This window comes from Candidatus Pseudothioglobus sp. Uisw_086 (assembly GCF_048085745.1).
Taxonomy (GTDB): domain Bacteria; phylum Pseudomonadota; class Gammaproteobacteria; order PS1; family Pseudothioglobaceae; genus Pseudothioglobus.
On record NZ_CP159803.1, the window covers coordinates 1,037,358 to 1,059,900 of the forward strand.

The 22,543-nt window shown below is 33.2% G+C and carries 25 protein-coding genes and 1 other RNA gene; 16 read left to right on the top strand and 10 right to left on the bottom strand.

Annotated elements, in window-relative coordinates; translation table 11 throughout:
* Positions 1-113: 113 nt before the first annotated feature.
* From ABXT49_RS05170 to ABXT49_RS05205, 8 genes are all read left to right on the top strand, one after another.
* Entirely contained in the window at positions 114-2,366 is a 2,253-nt protein-coding gene (locus tag ABXT49_RS05170) for an LPS-assembly protein LptD (protein ID WP_416650916.1), read from the top strand.
* Complete coding sequence (locus ABXT49_RS05175) at positions 2,366-3,232, top strand: peptidylprolyl isomerase (RefSeq protein WP_416650918.1); 867 nt, start codon at positions 2,366-2,368, stop codon at positions 3,230-3,232. Before ABXT49_RS05170 ends, ABXT49_RS05175 begins: the two co-directional genes overlap by 1 nt.
* A 17-nt stretch (positions 3,233-3,249) precedes the next feature.
* Positions 3,250-3,996, top strand: a complete 747-nt coding sequence (rlmB, locus tag ABXT49_RS05180) for a 23S rRNA (guanosine(2251)-2'-O)-methyltransferase RlmB (protein WP_416650920.1) — start codon at positions 3,250-3,252, stop codon at positions 3,994-3,996.
* Between the two features lie 48 nt (positions 3,997-4,044).
* Positions 4,045-4,569, top strand: a complete 525-nt coding sequence (locus ABXT49_RS05185; RefSeq protein WP_416650922.1) for a YceD family protein — start codon at positions 4,045-4,047, stop codon at positions 4,567-4,569.
* A 3-nt stretch (positions 4,570-4,572) separates the two neighbouring features.
* Positions 4,573-4,773, top strand: a complete 201-nt coding sequence (rpmF, locus tag ABXT49_RS05190; protein WP_416650924.1) for a 50S ribosomal protein L32 — start codon at positions 4,573-4,575, stop codon at positions 4,771-4,773.
* 9 nt (positions 4,774-4,782) lie between these two features.
* A complete protein-coding gene (gene plsX / locus ABXT49_RS05195; protein ID WP_416650926.1) occupies positions 4,783-5,808 on the top strand; it encodes a phosphate acyltransferase PlsX in 1,026 nt (341 codons plus the stop codon).
* A gap of 134 nt (positions 5,809-5,942) precedes the next feature.
* Complete coding sequence (locus tag ABXT49_RS05200) at positions 5,943-6,152, top strand: hypothetical protein (protein WP_416650928.1); 210 nt, start codon at positions 5,943-5,945, stop codon at positions 6,150-6,152.
* Between the two features lie 66 nt (positions 6,153-6,218).
* On the top strand, positions 6,219-7,163 hold the full coding sequence (locus ABXT49_RS05205; protein WP_416650930.1) for a beta-ketoacyl-ACP synthase III: 945 nt from the start codon (positions 6,219-6,221) through the stop codon (positions 7,161-7,163).
* Here ABXT49_RS05205 and ABXT49_RS05210 read toward each other — a convergent pair.
* The 10 genes from ABXT49_RS05210 to gltX all read right to left on the bottom strand — a co-directional run bounded on the left by ABXT49_RS05210 (position 7,160) and on the right by gltX (position 16,011).
* Complete coding sequence (locus ABXT49_RS05210) at positions 7,160-8,038, bottom strand: polyprenyl synthetase family protein (protein ID WP_416653536.1); 879 nt, start codon at positions 8,036-8,038, stop codon at positions 7,160-7,162. The genes ABXT49_RS05205 and ABXT49_RS05210 overlap by 4 nt on opposite strands.
* On the bottom strand, positions 8,025-8,249 hold the full coding sequence (locus tag ABXT49_RS05215) for an exodeoxyribonuclease VII small subunit (protein WP_416650932.1): 225 nt from the start codon (positions 8,247-8,249) through the stop codon (positions 8,025-8,027). Before ABXT49_RS05215 ends, ABXT49_RS05210 begins: the two co-directional genes overlap by 14 nt.
* 17 nt (positions 8,250-8,266) lie before the next feature.
* Positions 8,267-9,100, bottom strand: coding sequence for an SDR family NAD(P)-dependent oxidoreductase (locus ABXT49_RS05220; protein WP_416650934.1), 834 nt, complete (start codon positions 9,098-9,100; stop codon positions 8,267-8,269).
* Positions 9,079-10,218 (bottom strand): polynucleotide adenylyltransferase PcnB, encoded by a 1,140-nt coding sequence (gene pcnB, locus ABXT49_RS05225; RefSeq protein WP_416650936.1) that lies wholly within the window; start codon positions 10,216-10,218, stop codon positions 9,079-9,081. The genes ABXT49_RS05220 and pcnB overlap by 22 nt, the downstream gene beginning before the upstream one ends.
* Positions 10,215-10,601 (bottom strand): preQ(1) synthase, encoded by a 387-nt coding sequence (gene queF / locus ABXT49_RS05230; RefSeq protein WP_416650938.1) that lies wholly within the window; start codon positions 10,599-10,601, stop codon positions 10,215-10,217. The genes pcnB and queF overlap by 4 nt, the downstream gene beginning before the upstream one ends.
* A complete protein-coding gene (lptF, locus tag ABXT49_RS05235) occupies positions 10,594-11,760 on the bottom strand; it encodes an LPS export ABC transporter permease LptF (RefSeq protein WP_416650940.1) in 1,167 nt (388 codons plus the stop codon). The genes queF and lptF overlap by 8 nt, the downstream gene beginning before the upstream one ends.
* A 39-nt stretch (positions 11,761-11,799) precedes the next feature.
* Positions 11,800-13,062, bottom strand: a complete 1,263-nt coding sequence (rho, locus tag ABXT49_RS05240) for a transcription termination factor Rho (RefSeq protein WP_416650942.1) — start codon at positions 13,060-13,062, stop codon at positions 11,800-11,802.
* 124 nt (positions 13,063-13,186) lie between these two features.
* On the bottom strand, positions 13,187-13,513 hold the full coding sequence (gene trxA, locus ABXT49_RS05245; RefSeq protein WP_416650944.1) for a thioredoxin TrxA: 327 nt from the start codon (positions 13,511-13,513) through the stop codon (positions 13,187-13,189).
* A gap of 136 nt (positions 13,514-13,649) precedes the next feature.
* On the bottom strand, positions 13,650-14,591 hold the full coding sequence (locus tag ABXT49_RS05250) for an AEC family transporter (protein WP_416650946.1): 942 nt from the start codon (positions 14,589-14,591) through the stop codon (positions 13,650-13,652).
* Between the two features lie 31 nt (positions 14,592-14,622).
* On the bottom strand, positions 14,623-16,011 hold the full coding sequence (gene gltX / locus ABXT49_RS05255) for a glutamate--tRNA ligase (RefSeq protein WP_416650948.1): 1,389 nt from the start codon (positions 16,009-16,011) through the stop codon (positions 14,623-14,625).
* A 158-nt stretch (positions 16,012-16,169) separates the two neighbouring features.
* On the opposite strand from gltX, the gene ABXT49_RS05260 reads away from it, so the two are divergent.
* The 8 genes from ABXT49_RS05260 (at position 16,170) to recR (ending at position 22,497) form a co-directional block, all read left to right on the top strand.
* A complete protein-coding gene (locus ABXT49_RS05260; RefSeq protein WP_416650950.1) occupies positions 16,170-16,532 on the top strand; it encodes an MTH938/NDUFAF3 family protein in 363 nt (120 codons plus the stop codon).
* The gene (gene rodA, locus ABXT49_RS05265) at positions 16,529-17,665 is read left to right on the top strand and encodes a rod shape-determining protein RodA (RefSeq protein ID WP_416650952.1); all 1,137 of its coding nucleotides are present in this window, start codon (positions 16,529-16,531) and stop codon (positions 17,663-17,665) included. The genes ABXT49_RS05260 and rodA overlap by 4 nt, the downstream gene beginning before the upstream one ends.
* Positions 17,666-17,744: 79 nt before the next feature.
* Positions 17,745-18,890, top strand: a complete 1,146-nt coding sequence (locus tag ABXT49_RS05270; RefSeq protein WP_416650954.1) for a D-alanyl-D-alanine carboxypeptidase family protein — start codon at positions 17,745-17,747, stop codon at positions 18,888-18,890.
* A gap of 5 nt (positions 18,891-18,895) precedes the next feature.
* Positions 18,896-19,732, top strand: a complete 837-nt coding sequence (locus ABXT49_RS05275) for an aminotransferase class IV (RefSeq protein ID WP_416650956.1) — start codon at positions 18,896-18,898, stop codon at positions 19,730-19,732.
* 102 nt (positions 19,733-19,834) lie between these two features.
* An RNA gene (gene ffs, locus ABXT49_RS05280) (signal recognition particle sRNA small type) lies at positions 19,835-19,930 on the top strand.
* Positions 19,931-19,959: 29 nt separating this feature from the next.
* Positions 19,960-21,594 carry a DNA polymerase III subunit gamma/tau gene (dnaX, locus tag ABXT49_RS05285; RefSeq protein ID WP_416650958.1) on the top strand — a complete coding sequence of 545 codons (1,635 nt, stop codon included), beginning with the start codon at positions 19,960-19,962 and terminating at the stop codon, positions 21,592-21,594.
* Positions 21,587-21,892 (top strand): YbaB/EbfC family nucleoid-associated protein, encoded by a 306-nt coding sequence (locus ABXT49_RS05290; RefSeq protein WP_416650960.1) that lies wholly within the window; start codon positions 21,587-21,589, stop codon positions 21,890-21,892. The genes dnaX and ABXT49_RS05290 overlap by 8 nt, the downstream gene beginning before the upstream one ends.
* 20 nt (positions 21,893-21,912) lie before the next feature.
* Positions 21,913-22,497, top strand: a complete 585-nt coding sequence (recR, locus tag ABXT49_RS05295) for a recombination mediator RecR (RefSeq protein WP_416650962.1) — start codon at positions 21,913-21,915, stop codon at positions 22,495-22,497.
* The last annotated feature ends 46 nt before the right edge of the window (positions 22,498-22,543 follow it).

The following is a 22,543-nucleotide window of genomic DNA, read 5'->3' on the forward strand; positions in this document are numbered from 1 at the left end:
CAATAAATAATAACTAAAGTTAAATTTGATTTATGTTAAAGATTCAAAATCTGTGTATGTTTATAATTACTTATAATGATAAAATATGTTTTTTTAATTAACACTTCTGCTTCATGAAAAAATACTTAATTTTTGTTGTTCTAATTTTAAGCCATTTTTCAATTTATGCTGAAGGTATTAAACTAAGCTGCTTACCTACTGCTCCAGTATGTAATGATTGTCCTAACTACCAAACTCTTTTTCCTATAAAAGATCTACCAAAAGATATTGATAACCTCAATATCGAAGCTGATGAAAGTGAAATAATTAATAATAAATACAAACTTTCTGGCGATGTGGAAATTAGCTCTGAAAACTTATTCATCTCGGCTGATCAAATTGAAGTTTCACCAGAAAGTAACGCAATATTAGCAGCTGGAAATGTTAATTTTCAAGATCAGGCCTTCATAATATCTGGTGACTTATTATCTGCAACAAGGGATGAAAATGATAATTTAATAGCAACTGCCACAAATGCATATTTTCAAGATTTTGCCTCTGGTCCTGGAGGTGCGAATGGATTTTCAGAGATTATCTCCAGAACCCCTTCAAGCGTTCTTCTAACAAACTCAACCTATACTCTTTGCCCAATAAATAAGAGTGATTGGTACCTTGACGCAGATAAAATTGAGTTAAATCTTAGTAAAAATAGAGGAGTTGCTGATAATGTAATTATTAAATTTTATGGGCAGCCAATTTTTTATTTACCTAAATATAGTTGGGTTCTATCTGGCAGAGGGTCAGGATTTCTTTCACCGAATTATTCCACATACAGGGAGGCTGGGTTAGCGGAAGACTCATATCGATTAAGAGTGCCCTATTATCTTAATATTGCACCTGATCGAGATTTAACTGTTGCTTTAAACTTTATATCTAGTAGGGGTCTTATTACTGAAGGTAAGTACCGTCAACTAATTGCTCCTAAAATAAAAGAAGATGGAAAGGATTCTATAATGGAGCTTGAGGTGCAATATCTTAATGCTGACAAAATCACAAAATTAAAACGTTGGCTTGTTGATTTTTCTCAAGAAGTAGATTTATCTCCAAAAATAAACTTAAAAGCAAAATATAATCGCGTGTCAGACGAGCAATATTTTCAAGAAATCCTTTTTAGTAATACAGATTCTTTAACTCTAAAGTCTTCCTTAGAGCTTAATTATGATGATGATAAAAATGACCTTTCTGCCTCTATTTTAAGTGAAAATGAGCAAGTAGTTAATGCTGGTAAACCTCTTTATACTCGAGCCCTTGAGGGTTCAATTTATAAAACTTATAACGCAAATACAAATTTACCAATAAAGTTAGGCCTTGTAAGTACAAAATTTGATCATAATCTTACTACCAAAGAAACTGGGGTTAGAACACATGGTGATATAGGGATTTCAAGAAGAATTAATCTAAGTTATCCATCAATTACTCCAAGAGCAAGTTTGGCGTTAACCAATTACTCCCTAAAAAGTAATCCCAATATAAATCGTGCAGTTTTTGGGTCAGGTTTAGATATTGATTTTACTGTTAAAAATCAAACTAACTTATTTGGATTTGAGGCAATTCACTCGATATCACCAAAAATTACATACAACTATAAGGCAAAAAAAGCTCAAGGAAATATTCCAATATTTGATAGTACTGACAAGTATGATGAAATTATTTCAGTTGATGATCTAATTTCTGGAGAAAGATATACAGGTTTAGATAGAATTACAAATGCAAATGATATAACCCTTAGCTTTGAGTCAAGCTATAAAGATATTAATGCATTAGACACCAATAAAGACCTTTTAAGTATGAAAATTGCACAAAGCTTTTTTGCTGATAATGATGTAGTAAGTGACTCAGATAATAACAATTATGAAACTAGAGGCTCTTATTCAGATATAGTTGCCTCCGTTGACCTTGCAATCAATAAATTCTCTTTAAGCTCTGCCTCTCAGTTTGACCCAGATAAATCAAAACTTGTGAGAAAAGAAAATACAGTAAGTTACACATCTTCATCAAGACAATTCTTATCACTAAGCTTTATTGATGAAGGAACTAAAAAAACTAATAAGTTTTATGGCGCTTACCCCATAACTGACTCAATGCATGTTTTTGGTGGAATAGATAAAACAACCTCAACAAGCATAACAAATACCGAAACAAAAGGAATAGCCTATGAATCTTGTTGCTGGGCATTTCGTCTTGCCCACTTTAAAGAAAATACTTCAAAAGGTTATAATTACAGCACTGGAATTGAATTAGTATTTACAGGGCTTGGCTCAACTTCATCTAAATTAAATGAGCAAATTGAAACTAATATTCCAGGTTATAGAGCCAAATTCAGGTAATGAAGAAAATTTTATGTTTTCTTCTATTGTTCAACTATAACACAGTCCTTGCAGAAAACTCCATCATTGCTATAGTAAATAAAAATATAATTACTTATAACTCAATAGAAAATTTAATTTTAAATGCCAATACTAAAGAAGATAAAATTAAAATAGTTAGCAAGAAGATTGACAACATTCTTCAGCTAAAAAAAATAGAAGAGTTAAATTTACAAGCATCATCTGATGATATAAATTTAGCATTGTTAGAAATTTCAAATATTAATAATATCTCTATAGATCAGCTTAGTGAGTACCCTGAATTTTTATCTTTAAAAAATGAGGTTGCAGAAAAAATTTCAATTCTTAATTTACAAAGATATATTACAAAAGGAGTTGCTATTGATGAAAATGAAGCTATAAATATTTGCTCCAAAAATACCTCTGATAGTATTAAACAAATCAAAATTGCGCAAATTATTATTTCTAAAATGGAAGTTGAAAATCAAAAAGATAAGGATATTGCTATTAAAGCATTTTTAAATAAACTATCCAAGCATATTAGTAAAGGCGCATCTTTTGAGAAATTTGCAAAATTACACTCACAACACCCAAGCTATAAAAACGGAGGTATTACTAACTGGATTGTTGTTAATAGTCCAACAACTATCATGCTAGACTCGCTCCAAAACAATGAAGTTTCTCAAATATATTTAACTGACTTCGGCCTTGCAATTGGAACTAAACTAGAGGAGCGCTTTGTTGATATAAATTTCAAAAAATGCAAAGAAAAAATAATCTACCTTAGATCTGAAAAATTCTACTCTAATTGGGTTAAAGGCCTTCGAGAAAAGGCCTATATAAAAATATATTATGACAAAATTTAATAACTATAAAATTTAATATGTCTAAGTCTATTTACATTTATGGTTTTCATAGTATCGAAAGCCTTTTAAATACTAATCCTGAATCTGTATTAAAGGTCTTTATCCAAAATGGAAGAAAAGACTTAAGGGTTAATAATTTAAATGAAATACTTTCAGATTTAAAAATACCTTTTTCAGGTGAAGATAAAACTGATCTTGATCGTATTGCAAAAGGTGAGGTTCATCAAGGAGTAATTTCTGAAGTTATTTTGCCTCCTCTTTTAACAGAAGATGCTCTTTTAAGTTCTATTGAGAACTTAAAAGAAAAACCTTTAATTCTAATATTAGACTCCATTCAAGATCCAAGGAATTTAGGAGCATGCCTTAGAAGTGCTAATGCTGCAGGAGTTAATCATGTTATTATCAATAAAGATGGTTCTGCTCCAATCAATGCCTTAGTTCATAAAACTTCAGCAGGGGCTATCAATAGTCTTAAGATTTTTCATGTCACAAATCTATCAAGGACAATTAAATCAATCCAAGAAAAAGGTATATGGGTGGTTGGTCTTGATGGCGATTCCTCATTAAAAATCTATGATGTTAATTTATCTGATTCAATAGCTATTGTTATGGGTACTGAAGGAAAAGGAATTAGGCAATTAATTAAAAAAACATGTGACCAGCTTGTTACTATTCCTATGTCAGGAAATATAGAAAGTCTTAATGTTTCAGTAGCAACCGGAATTGCTCTGTTTGAAAGTAAAAGACAAAGAGAAAGTAGTTAACACTCTCAGAAGTTTCGGGTAAAATATCCTCGCTTTAGAATTCAGATAATGGAAACAGTTAAACAGCTTCCTAAAACAATTAAATTATTTAAGTTTGCTAGAAAAGAGGCCAGCTTGCATGGTAACTATAAAATTGCCTCTATGCCTAGAATTTCTGATATAGCTAGAAATACTGAAGATAGGATAAAGGTTGATTTATCATTCTATTTAGAAAATGATAAAACGCCATGTATTAAGGGGATAATTAATGGGAAAATTATATTAGATTGCCAGCGCTGTTTGGAGGCATTCCCAGTTGAGTTAAAAGTAAATTTTAATTTAGCATTTGTAAGATATGAAGATCAGGCAGAAGGACTAGATTCTACTTTTGAAATTTATATTATTGGAGAAGAAGAAGATTTAGACTCAGTAGATTTAATTACAGATGAGATTCTGTTATCTATTCCAATGGCCCCTTCTCATGATTTTGACTGTAATTTAAAGATAGATAAAGAAGAGATAGTTGAAGAGATTCGTAAAAATCCCTTCGATGTTCTAAAAAATATTAAAATGGCCGATTTCGGCAAGGAGTAAAAAATGGCAGTACAAAAAAGCAGAAAAACACCATCAAAAAGAGGAATGCGTCGCTCACATAATGCGTTAAAAAACCCTGCGTTATCTGAAGATCAAGAAACTGGTGAAACTCATCTAAGACATCATATTACTGCAGATGGATACTATCGTGGTAAGCAAGTTATTAAATCAACTTCTGATGATATCGAAGAAGTAGAAGCTTAATTCTAACTTATGTCAATAAAGGTATCAATCGATGCCTCAGGTGGTGACTTTGGGATTCCTGTCACTATTAATGCTGGCATCATCGCTTTAAAAAATTTTAGTGATCTTGAAGTTGTTTTTGTGGGTGATGAAAAAGCTATTAAGAATGAAATCAATAATTCTTCAATTCTTCAAAAAAATTTAGAAAGGATAGAGATAAAGCATGCATCTCAAGTCATCAACATGGATGACTCTCCTTCTACGGCTCTTAGGCATAAAAAGGATTCTTCAATGAGAGTTGCCATTAATCTCGTTAAAGATGGAAATGCTCATGCTTGTGTAAGCGCTGGAAATACAGGCGCCCTTCTATCAATTGCAAAGTTTGTACTTAAAACTATTAAAGGGGTTGATAGGCCAGCAATTATGTCTGCCGTTCCAACATTAACAGGCCGGCCTACTCATATACTTGATCTAGGCGCTAACGTTGATTCAAAGCCTGAAACATTATTACAATTTGCAATTATGGGCTCCATTGCTGTTCAAAACACAGAAAATATCAAACAACCTTCTGTTGGCCTACTAAATGTTGGCTCTGAAGAGCTAAAAGGTCATTGGAAAATTCAAGAAACTGCGGAATTATTAAAAAATTCATCTCTGAACTATATTGGCTTTGTAGAGGGTGATGATATTTACAAAGGAAGTGTTGATGTTATTGTCTGTGATGGTTTTGAGGGAAATATTGCTCTGAAAGCCAGTGAAGGGGTTGCTCATATGTTTTCACATTTCATCAAAAAATCTTTTAACAAAAATATTTTTACTAAAATAGCCGCTCTAATATCAAGCTCAGTTATGAGGGATTTTAAATCTAGAGTTGATCCTGGAAAATACAATGGTGCAAGTTTACTTGGTTTAAAAGGTGTTGTAGTTAAAAGTCATGGCAAGGCAGATATTGATTCTTTCTTTCAAGCAATTAAAGAAGCATATCTTGAGGCACATGCTAAAATTACTGATAAGATTTCAGTTCAATTGACTCGTGAATTAGAGGAACATAAATAGTTATCCACTAATAAATAAATTAGTAATTAGAGTCATTTCTAACTAAATTTACTACAAATGCAAATCTTTAAAACAAAAAATAAACTTAATTTATATATTACTCATACTTGTAATATAAAGAATTTAATTAAGCCATGAGTGGCCAACGACGTTGGCTTAAAGTATGGGCTAGAACTGTTGGAATGCCAGTAGGTATTACAGATGAAGATAAACCAGAGTTTCTTCCAATCAAACAAACAGATGTAAAAAAAGCCCTATTATTTCGCACTTTTTGGATCACACTTCACGTTCTAACTTGCCTTATGATAATTGCAGGCAATGGAAGGTCACTTGGATGGTGGTAAAATAATAGTAAAAGAAAACGAAATGTCAAAAGTTAAAATTCAATTACCAAGAAAAAATATTAAAAAATGAAAAAATTTGCAAGAATCATCGGTACTGGAAGTTACTTGCCAAGTAAGATTGTTACTAATCTTGATCTTGAAAAAACTCTTGATACAACTGATGAATGGATAACTGCTCGAACTGGAATTAAAGAAAGGCGAATAGTTACAGATGAAAGTACATGTGACCTTGCTCTTGAAGCAAGTAAAAATGCCCTTGAAATGGCTGAAATTAGCCCTTCAGAGATTGATCTTATTATTCTTGCTACAACTACTCCTGACAAAATCTTTCCTGCAACAGCAACAATGCTTCAAGATCGCTTAGGTGCCTCTTGTCCAGCATTTGATCTTCAAGCAGTTTGTGCAGGCTTTGTTTTTGCCCTTACAACTGCGCAGCAGTATATTGAAAATGGGAGCTTTAAAAATATACTAGTCGTTGGCAGTGAAACAATGTCAAAAATTGTTGACTGGAATGATCGCTCTACTGCAATCCTTTTTGCTGATGGCGCTGGAGCAGTAGTAATTAGCTCTGACATCACAACTGGTATAAAACATTCTAAGCTTTATAGTGATGGAAGCTTCTTGTCTTCACTGCATGTTAATAACAATGGTATCAATGAATTAGGTACGATTGAAATGTCAGGCAATGAAGTTTTTAAGATTGCAGTTAATAGACTTTCCGATTTGGCAGAAGAAACACTTAAAGATTGCAATATGACATCTGATGATATTACCTGGATGGTTCCGCATCAAGCCAATATTCGCATTATTAAAGCAGTTGCAAAGCGAATTAATCTACCTATGAGCAAAGTAATTCAAACTTTAGATACGCATGGGAATACTTCAGCTGCTTCTATTCCTTTGGCTCTTGATACAGGCGTTCGTGATGGAAGAATCAAAAAGGGAGACATGTTACTTTTTGAAGGAATTGGTGGAGGATTTAGCTGGGGTAGTGTCTTAGTTGAATTCTAAAAAGAGCGCTGCATTAACTTAACAGTTAAGTCTCTCAAAGGCTTTTCATCAATGCTAAGAAATGATATTTCATCAAGAGCCTCTTGGTAAAGGCTTTCATACTTTTTAACTGATTCATCTAATCCTAAAATAGATGGATAAGAAGGTTTATTTTTTACTGAATCTGAATTTTGTTTCTTCCCTAAGACCTCTTCTGAAGTGGTTACGTCCAACACATCATCTTGAACCTGATAAGCAAGCCCTATATGATTTGAGAAAGAATCTAATATAGATAAGTCTTTTTTACTAATATTGGGATTCAAAATAGCCCCAAACATTACAGAACAATTTAAAAGTGAACCAGTTTTCTTTTTATGTAAATTATTTAGCAGCTCTATATCAACTTCTTGAGAAACAATAGATAAGTCAATTGACTGTCCTTCAGCCATATTAAAAGCTGAGCATGATAATAAATTTAATAATTTTACTTTTGTAACTGAATCAATTAAGTTATCACTAGAAATTACCTCAAATGCCAAAGCCTGGAGGCCATCCCCTGCAAGTATTGCCTGAGCCTCTCCATAAACTTTATGAGAGGATGGTTGATTATGCCTAATATCATCATCATCCATTGCAGGTAGATCGTCGTGGATAAGAGAATAGATATGAATTAGCTCAATAGCACAGGCGCATGAATCAACTTTTTGTATATCAACCCCAAACAAATTAGCTACAGTATAAGTAAGGATCGGTCTAAAACGTTTACCACCAGCCAAAACACTATATTTCATAATATTTTTTAACTCACTCTGATAAGAATTATCGGGTGACATAGAGTTCAAATAATCCTTTAGATAAGAATTAACTCGCTGTCGGTAAGACTCAAGCATCTCCAAAGGACTTCTCTTCACTGTAGTTATCATTTTCACTTAAAACACTTATTCGCTGCTCAGCATCAGTAAGTGCGGTGTGACACTGTCTATGTATTTTTACGCCTTCTTCAAAATATTTAAGAGAGTCTTCTAAGCTAAGTTCACCCGATTCCATCTTATTAATAATTTCTTCAAGCTGCAATAAGCCTTTATTAAAATTAAATTTATCTGTCATTTATTATTGCCTTAATTTCATAAAATATTTAAAAATTTATCCATCCATGAGCTTGGTAATATTCTACCTAAAAATGCAAATAATTTGGTTGGAAAGGTTACACGATAATGAATTTTTGGTGAGCTTGACTTTAGAGCATGGAGAGCACATTTTAATACAGACTCTGGCGGAAGAGTGAATTGAACATTCTTATCTGATTTAAGCCTTTGAATCATTGTGTTATATTGTTCTTTATAATTACTCTTTGAATTATCTACATTTTCCTTAAAAGCTAAATAAGCATTCGCTCTAAATTTTGATTCTATTGGGCCTGGCTGAATTAAAGAAAATTTAATATTTGTATCACTGAGCTCTAGCCTTAGCGTATTCACTAGCCCCTCTATTGCAAACTTCGATGCAGTATAAGGACCTCGAAATGGCATAGCAACAAAACCCAAAACTGAGCTTATATAAATAACTCGCCCCAAATCTTTTTTACGCATCTTAGGTAATATAAGATTAGTCAACTCATGCCAGCCAAAAACATTAGCTTGAAATTGTTTCTCTAGCGCATCTCGTGAGATATCCTCTAGGGCTCCAGCTTGCCCATAAGCCCCGTTATTAATTAAAGCATACAAATTATCAGTCTTCTGATAAAGCTCTGAAATAGCATCATTTATTGAGTTTGAGGAAGACAAATCAAGCAATAACGATTCAAAACCTAAGGCTTTAAGCTTATTTACATCATTATTCTTTCTAGCAGTTGCAAAGACACGATAGCCCTCAGATCGAAGTCCATGAGCAAGGCAAAGACCAATTCCACTTGAGCATCCAGTAATAAGAACTGACTTTAGTTTTGAAGAGCTGTCCAATGTTCCGCCTTAGTGGTTAATTCTAAATCAATACTTTGTGCACGTAATACCAGGAAATCATAGGCCATACGAAAACGTGGATTACTAATCAAATCGCTTTCTTTTTTTGGATTACAATTTTCCAATTGATATTGCATCAACCAAATATCTTTAACGCGAGTTGACAACCATCGAGGCATCATAACTTGCTGAGTTTGTTTTTTGATAACATACTCTGCAGCATTAATTATTACATCTATCTGAGATTTATTTTTTTTACTAGTCACAATAACCCTTAAATTAAATGCACTCCAAAGAAAGACAGCAAAAATAAATGCGGGAGTAACAGAATGACCACTCTTAATTCTTTTAGAGGTATTTTCTAAAGCAGCGTTAATAAATAAACTTTCTTTAGTTTGGGAGAATAAATACTTTAATAAACCAAAATTTAAAAGCTCATTAAAAACTTCAATTGAGTTTTCATTATGAAACAATTTAATGACTTCTTCATAGAGTCTCGCAGGTGGTATATTAGCTAATAAGTGTGCATTATTGGATATACTCTGTGAAAGCACTGACTCTAATAAAGCACTCAGTTTGACCTTAAAACGAACTGCACGAATCATACGAACAGGATCCTCTTCAAAACGCTCTTTTGGGTTACCTATCATTTTAATTTCAGCAGCTTTTAAATCATCTAGGCCTCCAACATAATCAATTACCTGAGAGTTGGCAAGGTCATAATAAAGCCCATTAACAGTGAAATCTCTCCTAAAAACATCATCTTCCAGTGATCCATAAAAGTTATCTCTAACAACAACACCATTATTAGAAGTTTTAACTCTGCCTGCGCGAAAAGTAGCCACTTCTATAAATTTTCTTGCTGAGAACATTATGTGAACTAATCTAAAGCGTCTCCCAATAATTCTCGAACGTTTAAAAACCTTATGAACTTGCTCTGGTGTCGCATTCGTAGCAATATCAAAATCTTTAGGCTCATAACCTAACAATAAATCTCTTATACAACCACCAACTAGATAGGCATCATACCCAGCTTTAATTAAAGACTGAACTACTTTTACAGCATCTTTATCAAGTAGCTTTTTGTCAAATTTAACAGTTTGACGGACTGGGGTCATACGTTTACAACTTCTCTAGGTTCCCATCCATCCTTTCTATGCTCACATTCGATATTTGTGTAGACGCCACCTCTAACATTAAAAATTGCCTTTAATCTTATAAAGCGTGGATCCATAGCTTCTACCAAGTCATCAAGAATTTTATTAGTAACAGCCTCATGAAAAGCCCCTTCATTTCTGTAAGACCAAAAATAGTTTTTAAGCGACTTGAGTTCAACACAAAGCTTATCTGAAATATATTCAATGTGTATATCTGCAAAATCAGGTTGGCCAGTTAAGGGGCACAAACAAGTAAACTCTGATGAATCAATACGGATCACAAAGTCTCTTTTGATGTTAGGATTATCAAAAACCTCTAAAATTTTAGTTGGTGAGCTAGACATGTCTTTTTTCTCTATAATTAAAAGATGCTATTTTATCAATAAAATAGCTAACTTTACCTTGTCTAAACTGATAAAAAAATAAAAGCATAACTAGTAAAAACATATGAATTGCCCACATTCCAATTAGAGGGTTTAATTGGCCCACTTCAATCGAACTTTTAGCTATCATTAAACTGTTATTGTAAAGCATGAAAAGTGCCATTCCAATTAAAATATTTATTCCTTTTCCAGTTCTAAGAGAGGTTTTTCCAAGGAAAATACCAAAAACAGATAGTATGAGAACTGATAGGGGTTGAGATAATCGCCATTGAAGCTCTGCATTTGCATAAACATCGCCACCTTTAATTAAATCGATAGTATTTATTTCTTGAATATTTGATTCAGAAGACGAAGATTTAACAACTTCGCTTGAAACTATTTCAAGATCATACAAGTCAAAATCTAATATGTTGGCATTCTCATCTCCAGGAAGTCCTTCATATCTAGTGCCATCTTTCAATTGTAAATAGATTCCTTTCGTTATAGAGTCTGTATACTTTTTCGCCTCTTTGGCTAAAACTATAATAGGAGTATCTTCATTTAAAGCATAAATAAAAATTTCTTCCATATTTTGTTCTTCAACTGAGTCTGTTGATATTGATTCTGAAGCATAGAAAACAATGTCCCCATCCTTAAAGACCTCAAACCTACCCTCAGTTATAAATGAAAACTCAGAAGCATTAACTGTTTCATCTTCAGTGATATTTTTTTCTTGCTTAGCCCATGGAACTATATAAATAGATAAAATTGCAACAACTAAAAATGAAATAATAATTACAGGCTTGATAGCATTAATAAAGCTTTTTTCTCCAAAGCCTATTGCATTCATTACAACCGCTTCAGAGCTATTATATAACTGTGAAATTGAAACAATAATTGATAGAAAAAGTGAAAGTGTCAATATAATTGGCACATCTCTTAACATGTTGAAACCAATTAAAGGCATAAGCTCAGAAACTGGAATACCAAACTCGACGCTTTCTTGGACCGTTAGTACAAATTGATTACCAAAAACTATAAGGGAGATGATAAAAAAAATAGCGAAAAAATAAGATAATAAATTTCTGAGTAGGTACCTTGAAATTATAGTGTTTTGAAAATTAAAGATTTTAAAAAACATTCATATTATTATAATAAATTCTCAATAAAAAATCTAAAGTTACTTCTTTTGTTTCATCGAATCAAAAAACTCATCGTTTGTTTTCGAAAACTTCAACCTCTCTATCAAAAATTCAGCAGCCTCAACAGTATCCATCGGATGAAGAATTTTTCTCAAAATCCACATTTTTTGAAGCTCTTGCTCATCTGTCATTAGCTCCTCACGACGAGTTCCTGAAGCATTAATATTAATTGCTGGAAATATTCTTTTCTCTGATAATCTCCTCTCGAGATGAAGCTCCATATTTCCTGTACCTTTAAACTCTTGATAAATAACCTCATCCATCTTAGAACCTGTATCAACAAGAGCAGTTGCAATTATAGTTACGCTTCCTCCATTTTCAATATTTCGAGCCGCACCAAAAAAACGCTTTGGTCTCTGCAAAGCATTTGCATCTACACCACCAGTTAAAACCTTTCCTGAAGATGGCGCTACAGTATTGTATGCCCTTGCTAAACGAGTAATTGAATCTAGTAAAATAATTACGTCCTTACCTTGCTCAGCCCTTCTTTTGGCTTTTTCGATAACAATTTCAGCAATCTGAACATGCCTTTTAGCAGGCTCATCAAATGTAGAGGATATAACTTCACCTCTAACAGTTCGCTCCATTTCAGTAACTTCTTCAGGCCTCTCATCAATCAAAAGAACAATTAACTCACACTCTGGATGGTTTACAGCAATAGATGAAGCAATATTTTGCAAAATCATAGTCTTTCCAGCCTTTGGAGGCGCCACTAACAAACCTCTCTGGCCTTTTCCAATAGGAGCAACTAAATCAATCACTCTAGCAGTTATATCTTCAGTACCTCCATTTCCAAGCTCCAGACCCAGTCTTTCATTAGGATGCAAAGGTGTCAATGACGAAAATGGTATTCGGTTCCTAACACTCTCAGGAGAATCCTCATTTACCTCAGACACCTTTACTAAAGCAAAGTACTTTTCACCTTTTTTTGGAGCTCTAATTTTTCCAGTAACAACATCGCCAGTTAATAAATTAAAGCGCCTAATTTGATTAGGTGAAACATATATATCATCGGGCCCTGACACATAAGAATCATTTGAAGATCTCAGAAAACCGTATCCCTCTTGTAAAATGTCTAGTACACCATCCCCAAGAACCTCTTCATCGTTATCTGCTTTATGTTTTAGAATTGCAAAAATTAAAGTTTGTTTTTTTGCTCTTGAAATATTTTCAATACCAAGAGATTGAGCTAGCTCTAAGAGCTCGGCAGGAGTCTTAATTTTAAGTTCTGATAATTTCATATAAATTTTTTAAAGTAATTAGAGAAGATTGGCATATTGCCGAGGGGTGAGTAAGTTAATATTAATTTGAATTTTATAAAGGAGGAGTGATTTAGAGAATTATTTATATAATTAAATGATGTTATTAAATATTAGAATCCAAAAATGCATTTAAGTTTGCCTTAGAAAGAGCGCCAACCTTTGTTGCATGTACGGTACCATCTTTAAATAAAAGCATCGTTGGAATACCTCTTATGCCATATTTAGGTGGTAATTGAGTATTTTCGTCAACATTGACTTTTGCTATTATGATTCTTCCTTCATATTCATCAGCAATTTCATCAAGGATTGGGGCTAAAGCCTTACAGGGTCCACACCATTCGGCCCAAAAATCTACTAAAACTGTTTGTGATGAATTTATTACATCAGCCTCAAACGAAGCATCACTGACTACTTTAATTTTGTCGTTCATGTATTAAAAAAATTGGAAAGTAAAAATTGAATAGAGCTAATTTGAAGTTATTATAACACTTCTTTGCATAAAAACTATTTTTTTAAAAAAGATTATTAACTAAAAAAAGTAGTAGATATTCAGTGAATTTTTAAAGTTAAGTTATAAGGGCAAGTATTACTGGAATTGTAATGAATGATAAAGCGACTTGCGTTGTAACAATACTTGTCATCAGCTGCTCATCACCGCCAAATTGTTTTGCTAATGCGTGGGATGATGCAGCAGTTGGGACAGATGCAAAGATTACTGCAACAACAACCTCTAACTGTCTTAGCCCTAAAAACGTTGCAACAAAATAAGCGATTAATGGAAATGCTATCAATTTGAGAGAGTTAGAAATAACAATTGGGGTAATTTTTAAAGCAAGGTCTCTTACTTTAATCTTTGCGCCAATAGTTAGAAGCATTATTGGTAATGCTGCAGAACCAAGAAGACCAGAAGTTTCATAAACAATAATTAGTTTTTCTGACTCAACTAATGATACAAATAAACCAGCAATCATTGCAAGTATGAATGGGTTTTTAATCAACTCTATAAATATATTGGCTATTCCTTTTGTAGTATCAGCATGTCCAGGCTGTTTTAAGTTAGAGACCATTATAGATATAACAACAATATTGATACTAGGGACATATAAAAGCATAAACACTGCTCCAATTGCTAAACCCTCATCCCCAAAAAGGCTTCCTGCTATTGCTAGTGCAATAAATGCGTTATGCCTTGCAGCTCCCTGCAAGATTGATGACCAAGACTCGGGGGTATATCCCAACAATTTCCCAATTAGAACTGACAGTATTGTTACAATGAATAACCCAGAAAGTATAACTACCCCATAACTATAAATCATTGATGAAGATAATTGAATTTGAGATATGTGGTGAAACAAAAGAGATGGAATTAGAACCCAATAAACAAGCTTGTCATTAACGTCCCAAAAAGATACATCAGGAACCCCAACTCTTCTTAATATATTGCCAAGAATTATCAGGATAAATACTGGTGAAATAAGTAAAAATATTTGAAAGAAATTTGAAAGCATTTATACTTTTTTTACATGTCTAAGAATAAGATTAAGAATTAATATTATCAATATAATCTATAGCCATTTGTATTCGGAGCAAGGTTTTTGTTTTACCAACAAGTTGAGCACTTATATCAACACTTCCCGCCTTACCATCTCCACTAATAGAAAGTCTAAATGGCTGCCCTACCTTACCAAAACCAATATCTCTAGCTTCACAAATACCTTTAATATTGGAATGAATATTCTCAGCTGTCCAGGAGTTTATATCATTTAAACTAGTAAATAAGTCAACTAATATTAATTTTGATTCTTTAGTAAAAATTTTATTTGCCTGTATTACATCAAACTCTTTAAAATCATTATAAAACATTTTGCAACTATGTGCCATATCTACTAGGGACTTAGAGCGATCTCTTAGAGCATCAATAACTTCATTAAGATTAGGTCCGTTATCTACTTCAATGTTTAGTTGATCAAGATGCCATTTAAGATTAGAGGCAAGCTCATTAACTTCAGTTGTTTTTATATGGGACTGATTAATCCACTCAAGCTTTTCCTGATTAAAGCTGGCTGGTGAATTGTTAATACTACTCAGTTCAAAAAGTTTAATCATTTCATCGACTGAAAAGATTTCTTTATCTCCATGAGACCAGCCTAACCTTACAATGTAATTAAGAAGGGCATGAGGCAATAAGCCTTTATCCCTGTATGATAATAAATTAAGGGCTCCATGCCTTTTTGATAAGCGTGATCCATCAGATCCTAAGATCATCGGTACATGTGCAAATTTAGGAGAAGACCAACCCATAGCCTCATAAAGGTTAATTTGCTTAGGAGTATTGTTAATGTGATCATCGCCCCTAATAACACACTCTATCGCCATATCATGATCATCGACTACAACCGTCAAATTGTAAGTTGGAGACCCATCTGACCTTGAGATAATTAAATCATCTAATTCAGAATTAGAAATGCTTATCTCGCCTTTAACGTAATCTCTAAAGTTTACATGACCATCTTCAGGATTAAGAAATCTAATAACACCATTTTTTAAACCCTTGTATCGACAACATCGATCGTACTTAGGTTTTTCTTTTTTTGCAATTTGCTCTTCTCGCATCAACTCTAGTCTATCGATAGAGCAATCACAATAATACGCTTTACCCTTTGTAAGTAATTCAGAAATAACTTCATTATAGCGAACAGTTCTATCGCTTTGATATATTGGGCCTTCATCATAATCTAAGTCTAACCAATCCATCCCCTCCAAAATTGCATCAACAGAGGCTTGAGTTGAGCGCTCCTTATCAGTATCTTCAATTCTAAGCACGAATTTACTGTTATTTTTTTTTGCCCACAGCCATGCAAAAAGAGCAGTTCTAGCACCGCCAATATGCAAATAACCAGTTGGGGAAGGAGCAAATCTTGATTTCATTTATTATTTAAGAATTATAGATTTAAATTTTAAGTAGCTTAATGGCTCATTTTTTGATAGATTAAATCACACTATTTAACTACCAAATCAAAACAAATGATAAGCTAATTTTACACTGTTATAATAATATCCCATCATCCAAATAGCGAAGTATATTAATGGAATTCACCCAGCAAAATGCTAATCAAAATACCGTAATTTCATACGATGATTTAACAATTACTCTCTCTCACTCAAAGTTAAGCTTGCCCTGTTTTATTTCTTCTAATGAATCAACACAACTTCCAGCTATAAAAATAACTGAAGTTGACAAAGAATTTCTATTTCCACTATTATCAAAAGAGTCTATTGATCTATTAATAATTGGAACTGGTAGTAGTACAATTTTTCTATCCCCAAAGCAGCAAATGTCATTATCAGAAATTAATTTAGGAGTTGAATGTATGAACAACACTTCTGCATGCTCTAGTTTTAATTTACTTCTCGGAGACTTAAGGAAAGTTGGTCTATTAATTTTATGATTTCTTTTGTATACAAAACAATAAGCAAGTTTTATAAGTTTTTTAAAATTGATACACCTCTATTAATATTAATAATCTTACTATCATCTCTTGGACTTATAATTCTTTACAGTAGCTCTGGTGGCTCTTTAAACCTAGTTTATCGTCAATTAGTTCATCTTGGCTTAGCAACATCAGTAATGCTAATAATCGCTCAAATTCCCCCAATTATTATGCTTCGATCAGCTCCCATACTAATGATTCTAGGTGTTTTTCTCCTAATATTAGTTCTTTTTTTTGGCAGTTCTGGAGGAGGCGCTCAGAGATGGCTAGACCTTGGATTAGTAAGATTTCAACCTTCAGAATTGATGAAAATTATTGTGCCAATGACTATTGCTGCAATTTTGAGTGAAAAAACTTTACCTCCTCGGCCTCTGCCAGTCGCAATTTCAATGCTTGCTATTGGACTAGTTGTTCTTCTCATTGCTAAGCAGCCTGATCTGGGAACCTCTTTATTAATAGGCGCATCTGGAGTCTACGTTTTATTTTTTTCTGGCGTAAGAGTGATGTTATTAAAAAGTAAAGGATTAAACCTATTGCTTCTTTCAAGCCTGCTGGTTGGCTCCTTATTTTTAGCATGGAATTATTTTTTAATAGCCTATCAAAAAAGAAGAATTCTAACTCTATTCAATCCAGAGTCTGACCCATTAGGCTCTGGTTATCACATCATTCAATCAAAAATTGCAATTGGCTCAGGAGGCTTTACTGGTAAAGGCATTACAAAAGGCTCCCAATCGCAGCTTGACTTTGTTCCAGAGCAATCTACTGATTTTATTTTTTCAGTTTTAGCAGAAGAGCTTGGGTTTCTTGGAGTTTTATTATTAATAATAATCTACTCACTAATAATTTATCGCTGCCTTATTCTATCTCTAAGATGTGAGGACAACTTTTCAAGATTATTGGGTGCCAGCCTTACGTTTGTATTCTTTACATATATTTTTGTTAATATTGGCATGGTTTCAGGCCTCCTTCCTGTGGTTGGAATCCCCCTCCCTCTTATAAGCTATGGAGGCTCATCACTTATAACTCTTATGGCGAGTTTTGGTATTATTATGTCAATTCATAAACATAAAAGCCCAAGGTATTTACAGTAACTAGTTATAATTAAATACATAACTTAAACAATAATTTTTACAATTTAAAACTTTAAATAATTAATTAAAAAATAACCTTATGAAAATCAACTCTTTTACTCTGATCCTTAAATCAGCCTTTTTAATACTATTTATAACAAACGTAAATGCTGAAGAGCCTCGTTTTTATATTCCTGATGCTCCTGCAATTGCTGCAGAAGCTTTCGTCGTAATGGATCACAATTCTGGCAAAATTCTTGCGTCACATAATGAAAACGAAATGAGGCCACCTGCAAGTCTTACAAAGCTGATGACTTCATATGTCATTTTTAAAAGACTTAAAGAGGGATTTATTACTCTCGATGAAGAAGTAAAAATAAGTGAAAAAGCATGGAAAACTGGCGGATCAAGAAGTTTTATTGAAGTTGGAAAAATGATCAAACTTGAAGACTTGCTTAAAGGAATGATAATTCAATCTGGAAATGATGCCTCTGTTGCTTTAGCTGAGCATGTAGCTGGGTCAGAAGGAACGTTTGTTCTGTTTATGAATGACTATGCGCAGCAAATTGGAATGAAAAATTCTAACTTTGAAAATGCCTCAGGACTTCCACATGACAACCAATACTCAACTGCAAAAGATATGGCTATTCTTTCAAGCGCAATGATTAGAGAATTTCCAGATTATTACAAATGGTATAGTGAGAAAGAATTTACATACAACAACATCACTCAGCCTAACAGAAATAAACTCTTATCAAGGGATAGCACTGTTGATGGATTAAAAACTGGTTGGACTAAAAAAGCAGGATATTGCCTTGTCACAAGTGCAAATAGAGTTGGTATGAGACTTATCTCAGTTGTGCTCGGCTCAGAAAGTCCTGATATTCGAATAGTTGAAACAGAAAAACTTTTAGACTATGGATTTCGTTTTTTTGAGACGCAATTAGTCAATGATATTTCTCATCAAGTTCCTGTGTATAAATCAAAACAGGCAAATATTAAGGTAGGAGTTTCTGATTCAAGTTTCTTAACTCTGCCACGAAACCAGTTCAAATATACCACTCAAATTATTAATCTTTCTGGAGATTTAGTTGCACCAATTAGCCAAGGTGACCTAGTTGGAACAATGGTGATTAGCTTTAGCAATGAAGATATAGCAACTCTGCGTCTTATAGCCCTTGAAGATGCATCTGAGGGTGGAATCTTTACTAAAATGGTTGACACGATTAAGCTTATGTTTAGATAACATAAATGGTATATCTAAACGGTAATTTTATTCCAAAAGATAAAGCCTATATTTCTGTAATGGATAGAGGCTTTCTCTTTGGAGATGGAGTTTATGAGGTATTTCCAGTCTATAACAAAAAAATCATTGGTTTTGAAGCACATCTTTCGAGACTTCAAGACGGACTTGATGCCATAAACATTAAAAACCCCCATAGCAAGGATGACTGGAAAAGCCTAATAAAAAAAATAATATCCTTCAACATAAAAAATGTTAATCAAGCAATTTATTTACAAATATCAAGGGGCTGTGATAAGAACAGAAAACATACCTATGATGAATTAAATCCAACTACATACATTCAATCAAGTTTAATTGGACCTAGAGATAAAAATTCTCTTTTTAAAGGCAAATTAGCTATCACAAGAGAGGATATAAGATGGCTAAAAAGCAACACTAAGGCAACATCACTTTTGGCAAATACCCTTTATGCTCAAGAGGCTAAAGAAAACAATGCAGAAGAGGCAATTCTCCTGCGAGATGGTTTTGTTACAGAGGCCTCTAGCTCTAATGTCTTTATTGTAAAAGATAACTGCATTTATACGCACCCAAAAGGACGGAATATTCTTCCAGGCATTACTCGAGATATTACTATTTCACTTGCTAAAAAACTTGATATTAAAGTAAAAGAAACTAAATTTAGTAAAGAGCAATTAATGGAAGCTGATGAAGTTTGGATTACTAGCTCAACAAGAGAAATTCTTCCCATCACATCAATTGATAATAATATTATTAATGCTGGCTTTTCTGGGCCAATATGGTCATTAATTTATGACCAATATCAGCTCTTAAAAACAGCCTAAATATAAGATAATCATAAATCCCTTAAAAACCAACTAAATTATTCTAAAGATCAAATATTAAATAATTAGAATAACCAATTCAAGTAAAATCAAAAATGGTGTCGAGGGTATGCCGACAATAAATAGTTATGAACCCCGCCAGGCCTGGAAGGGAGCAACGGTAATAATTCTTTTATGTGTTGGACTCTATTCTCGTCACCACTTTAAATATAATAAAATAATAAGTAATGAGCGAACACTACGAAGTTTTAGCAAGAAAATACAGGCCTCATAACTTTAAAGAGCTTGTCGGTCAAACTCATACTATAAGGACTCTTGTAAATGCCCTTGACAACAATAATCTTCACCATGGATTTTTGTTTACTGGTACTCGTGGAGTTGGTAAAACGACTATTGCAAGAATTTTTGCTAAATCAGTCAACTGTGAAAATGGTGTAAGCTCTAAACCATGTGGAAAATGCGAAACATGTATAGAAATTGACAAAGGTCAATCTGTAGACCTCATTGAACTTGATGCTGCCTCTCATACTGGCGTTGATAATATGAGAGAAATTCTTGAAAATGCTCAATACACCCCTACTAAAAACCTATATAAAATTTACCTTATTGATGAGGTTCACATGCTTTCTAAAAGTAGCTTTAATGCGCTTTTAAAAACCTTGGAGGAGCCACCAAAGCATATTAAATTTTTATTGGCAACCACTGATCCAAAAAAATTACCAATTACCATTCTATCTCGCTGCCTTCAATTTAACTTGAATAAGCTTTCTCATGATGAAATTTTTAATCATCTTAAATTTATTATGGATGCAGAAAACCTTAAATATGAAGACGAAGCACTATCGAAGATTGCTGATTTTGGAAATGGGTCAATGCGAGATGCTCTTAGCCTTTTAGATCAATCAATATCCTATGGAAATGGGAGTGTTAAAGAGGATGATCTTAAAGCAATGCTTGGACTCGTTAGTCACAATGAAATTGTTCAGCTTGCCTCAATGGTTATTAAGAGAGATGCTCAGCAGGTCTTGTTATTTATAAAAGAGCTTGCATATAAAGGAGAAAATCTAACTAATACTCTGAAGGATTTGACTTCGCTGTTTCATAAAATTGCAACAACTCAAGCGATTGATGATGTTAAGCAAGTATCTTCAGAAATAAATGAACTTGCAATGATTATTTCAGCACAAGATTTGCAGCTTTACTATCAAATTGCAATTAATGGCCAAAAAGATATGCGTCACTCTCCAAGTGAACAAATTGGACTTGAGATGACTTTATTAAGAATGATTGCATTTCATCCCGATAGTCAGGCTGAAAAAAAAACTCTGAAATCAGCTCAAAGTAGTAAAACCGTTAATAAAGAGCCTCTTAAAGAAAAAATTCAAGGCAGGCCAATGATTAATGACAAGTCGCCAATTAAAGTGGGGTTAGAAAGCATTCAAAAAATAGAAAACCAACTCAACGTAAAATCTCAAGATGACTGGGAAAAAATTATTACTGAGTTAGGCTTTGCTGGTGCAGCTAAAATGCTTGTTAAAAATACAGTATTTGACTCTCTTAAACACCACAATCTTTCACTCACCTTAAGCGATAACTTTGTTAATTTACTTACACAAAAGACACAAAACTCAATTGAAAAAACACTAAATGAAGTCTATCCTGGAATAACACTGATTATTAATCCAGGCTCAACTAATGGAAGCTCCTTATCTCAAAAAGAATCTGTAAAAAGTGAAGAAAAACGTAAACAAATAGAAAGTCAATTTTTAAATGATGATGGACTTAAAGAGCTTCAAGAGGTATTTAATTCTAAAGTAGATGTCAAGTCTATTAAATCCATAAAGGAGTCTGATAATGTTTAAGGGTGGAATGGCAGGAATGATGCAAAAAGCAAAGAAAATGCAAGAAGATATGGAGAGCGCACAAGAAGAAATTAAATTAATCACTTGTGAGGGTATTTCAGCATCTGGCTCTATTAAAATTATATTAAATGGAGAATATAAAGTGACTAACATTAATATAGATAATTCTCTATTAATAGACAATGAAATGCTCGAAGATTTAATTATGATAGCCTTTAATGATGCATCTTCAAAAGTTAATAGCATATCTAAAGATAAAATGAAAAACGTGACTGGTGGTTTAAATCTTCCTTTTTAGGAATCTACTAAATAATAACTATGATTGAAAAACTTAACAAAGCCTTCAGTAAATTGCCAGGTGTTGGATCAAAGACTGCACAAAGATTTATTTACCATCTTTTAGAAAGGGATAGGCCAGGAGGATTAGAAATTGCCAAAGCCCTAACAGATGCCATGGAAAATGTTAAAAACTGTGAAAAATGTCGAACTTTGACTGAAAAAAATATTTGTGAAATCTGCTCTAATATTTCACGAGATAACTCTCAGCTATGTGTTGTTGAAACCCCGTCAGATATTCATGTTATCGAGCAGAGCGGTGTCTACACTGGAAAGTATTTTGTGCTTAGTGGCTATCTTTCACCAATCGATGGTATTGGCGCAGGTGAACTAGGTTTAAATGAATTAGAGGAACTTCTTAGTAAAAGTGATGTTAGTGAAATAATTTTAGCAACTAATGCAACAATTGAAGGTGAAGTAACTGCCCATTATATTCATAATTTAGCTAAAAAATATCAAGTAAAGACAACTAGAATTGCTCACGGAATACCACTTGGAGGTGAGCTTGAATACACAGATATCAATACAATTGCACACGCTCTTTCAGGCCGGAAAGATTACGATTAACTAGCCCTTAAAGCCTTATCTTGACTCAAGTAATTATTGTATAATA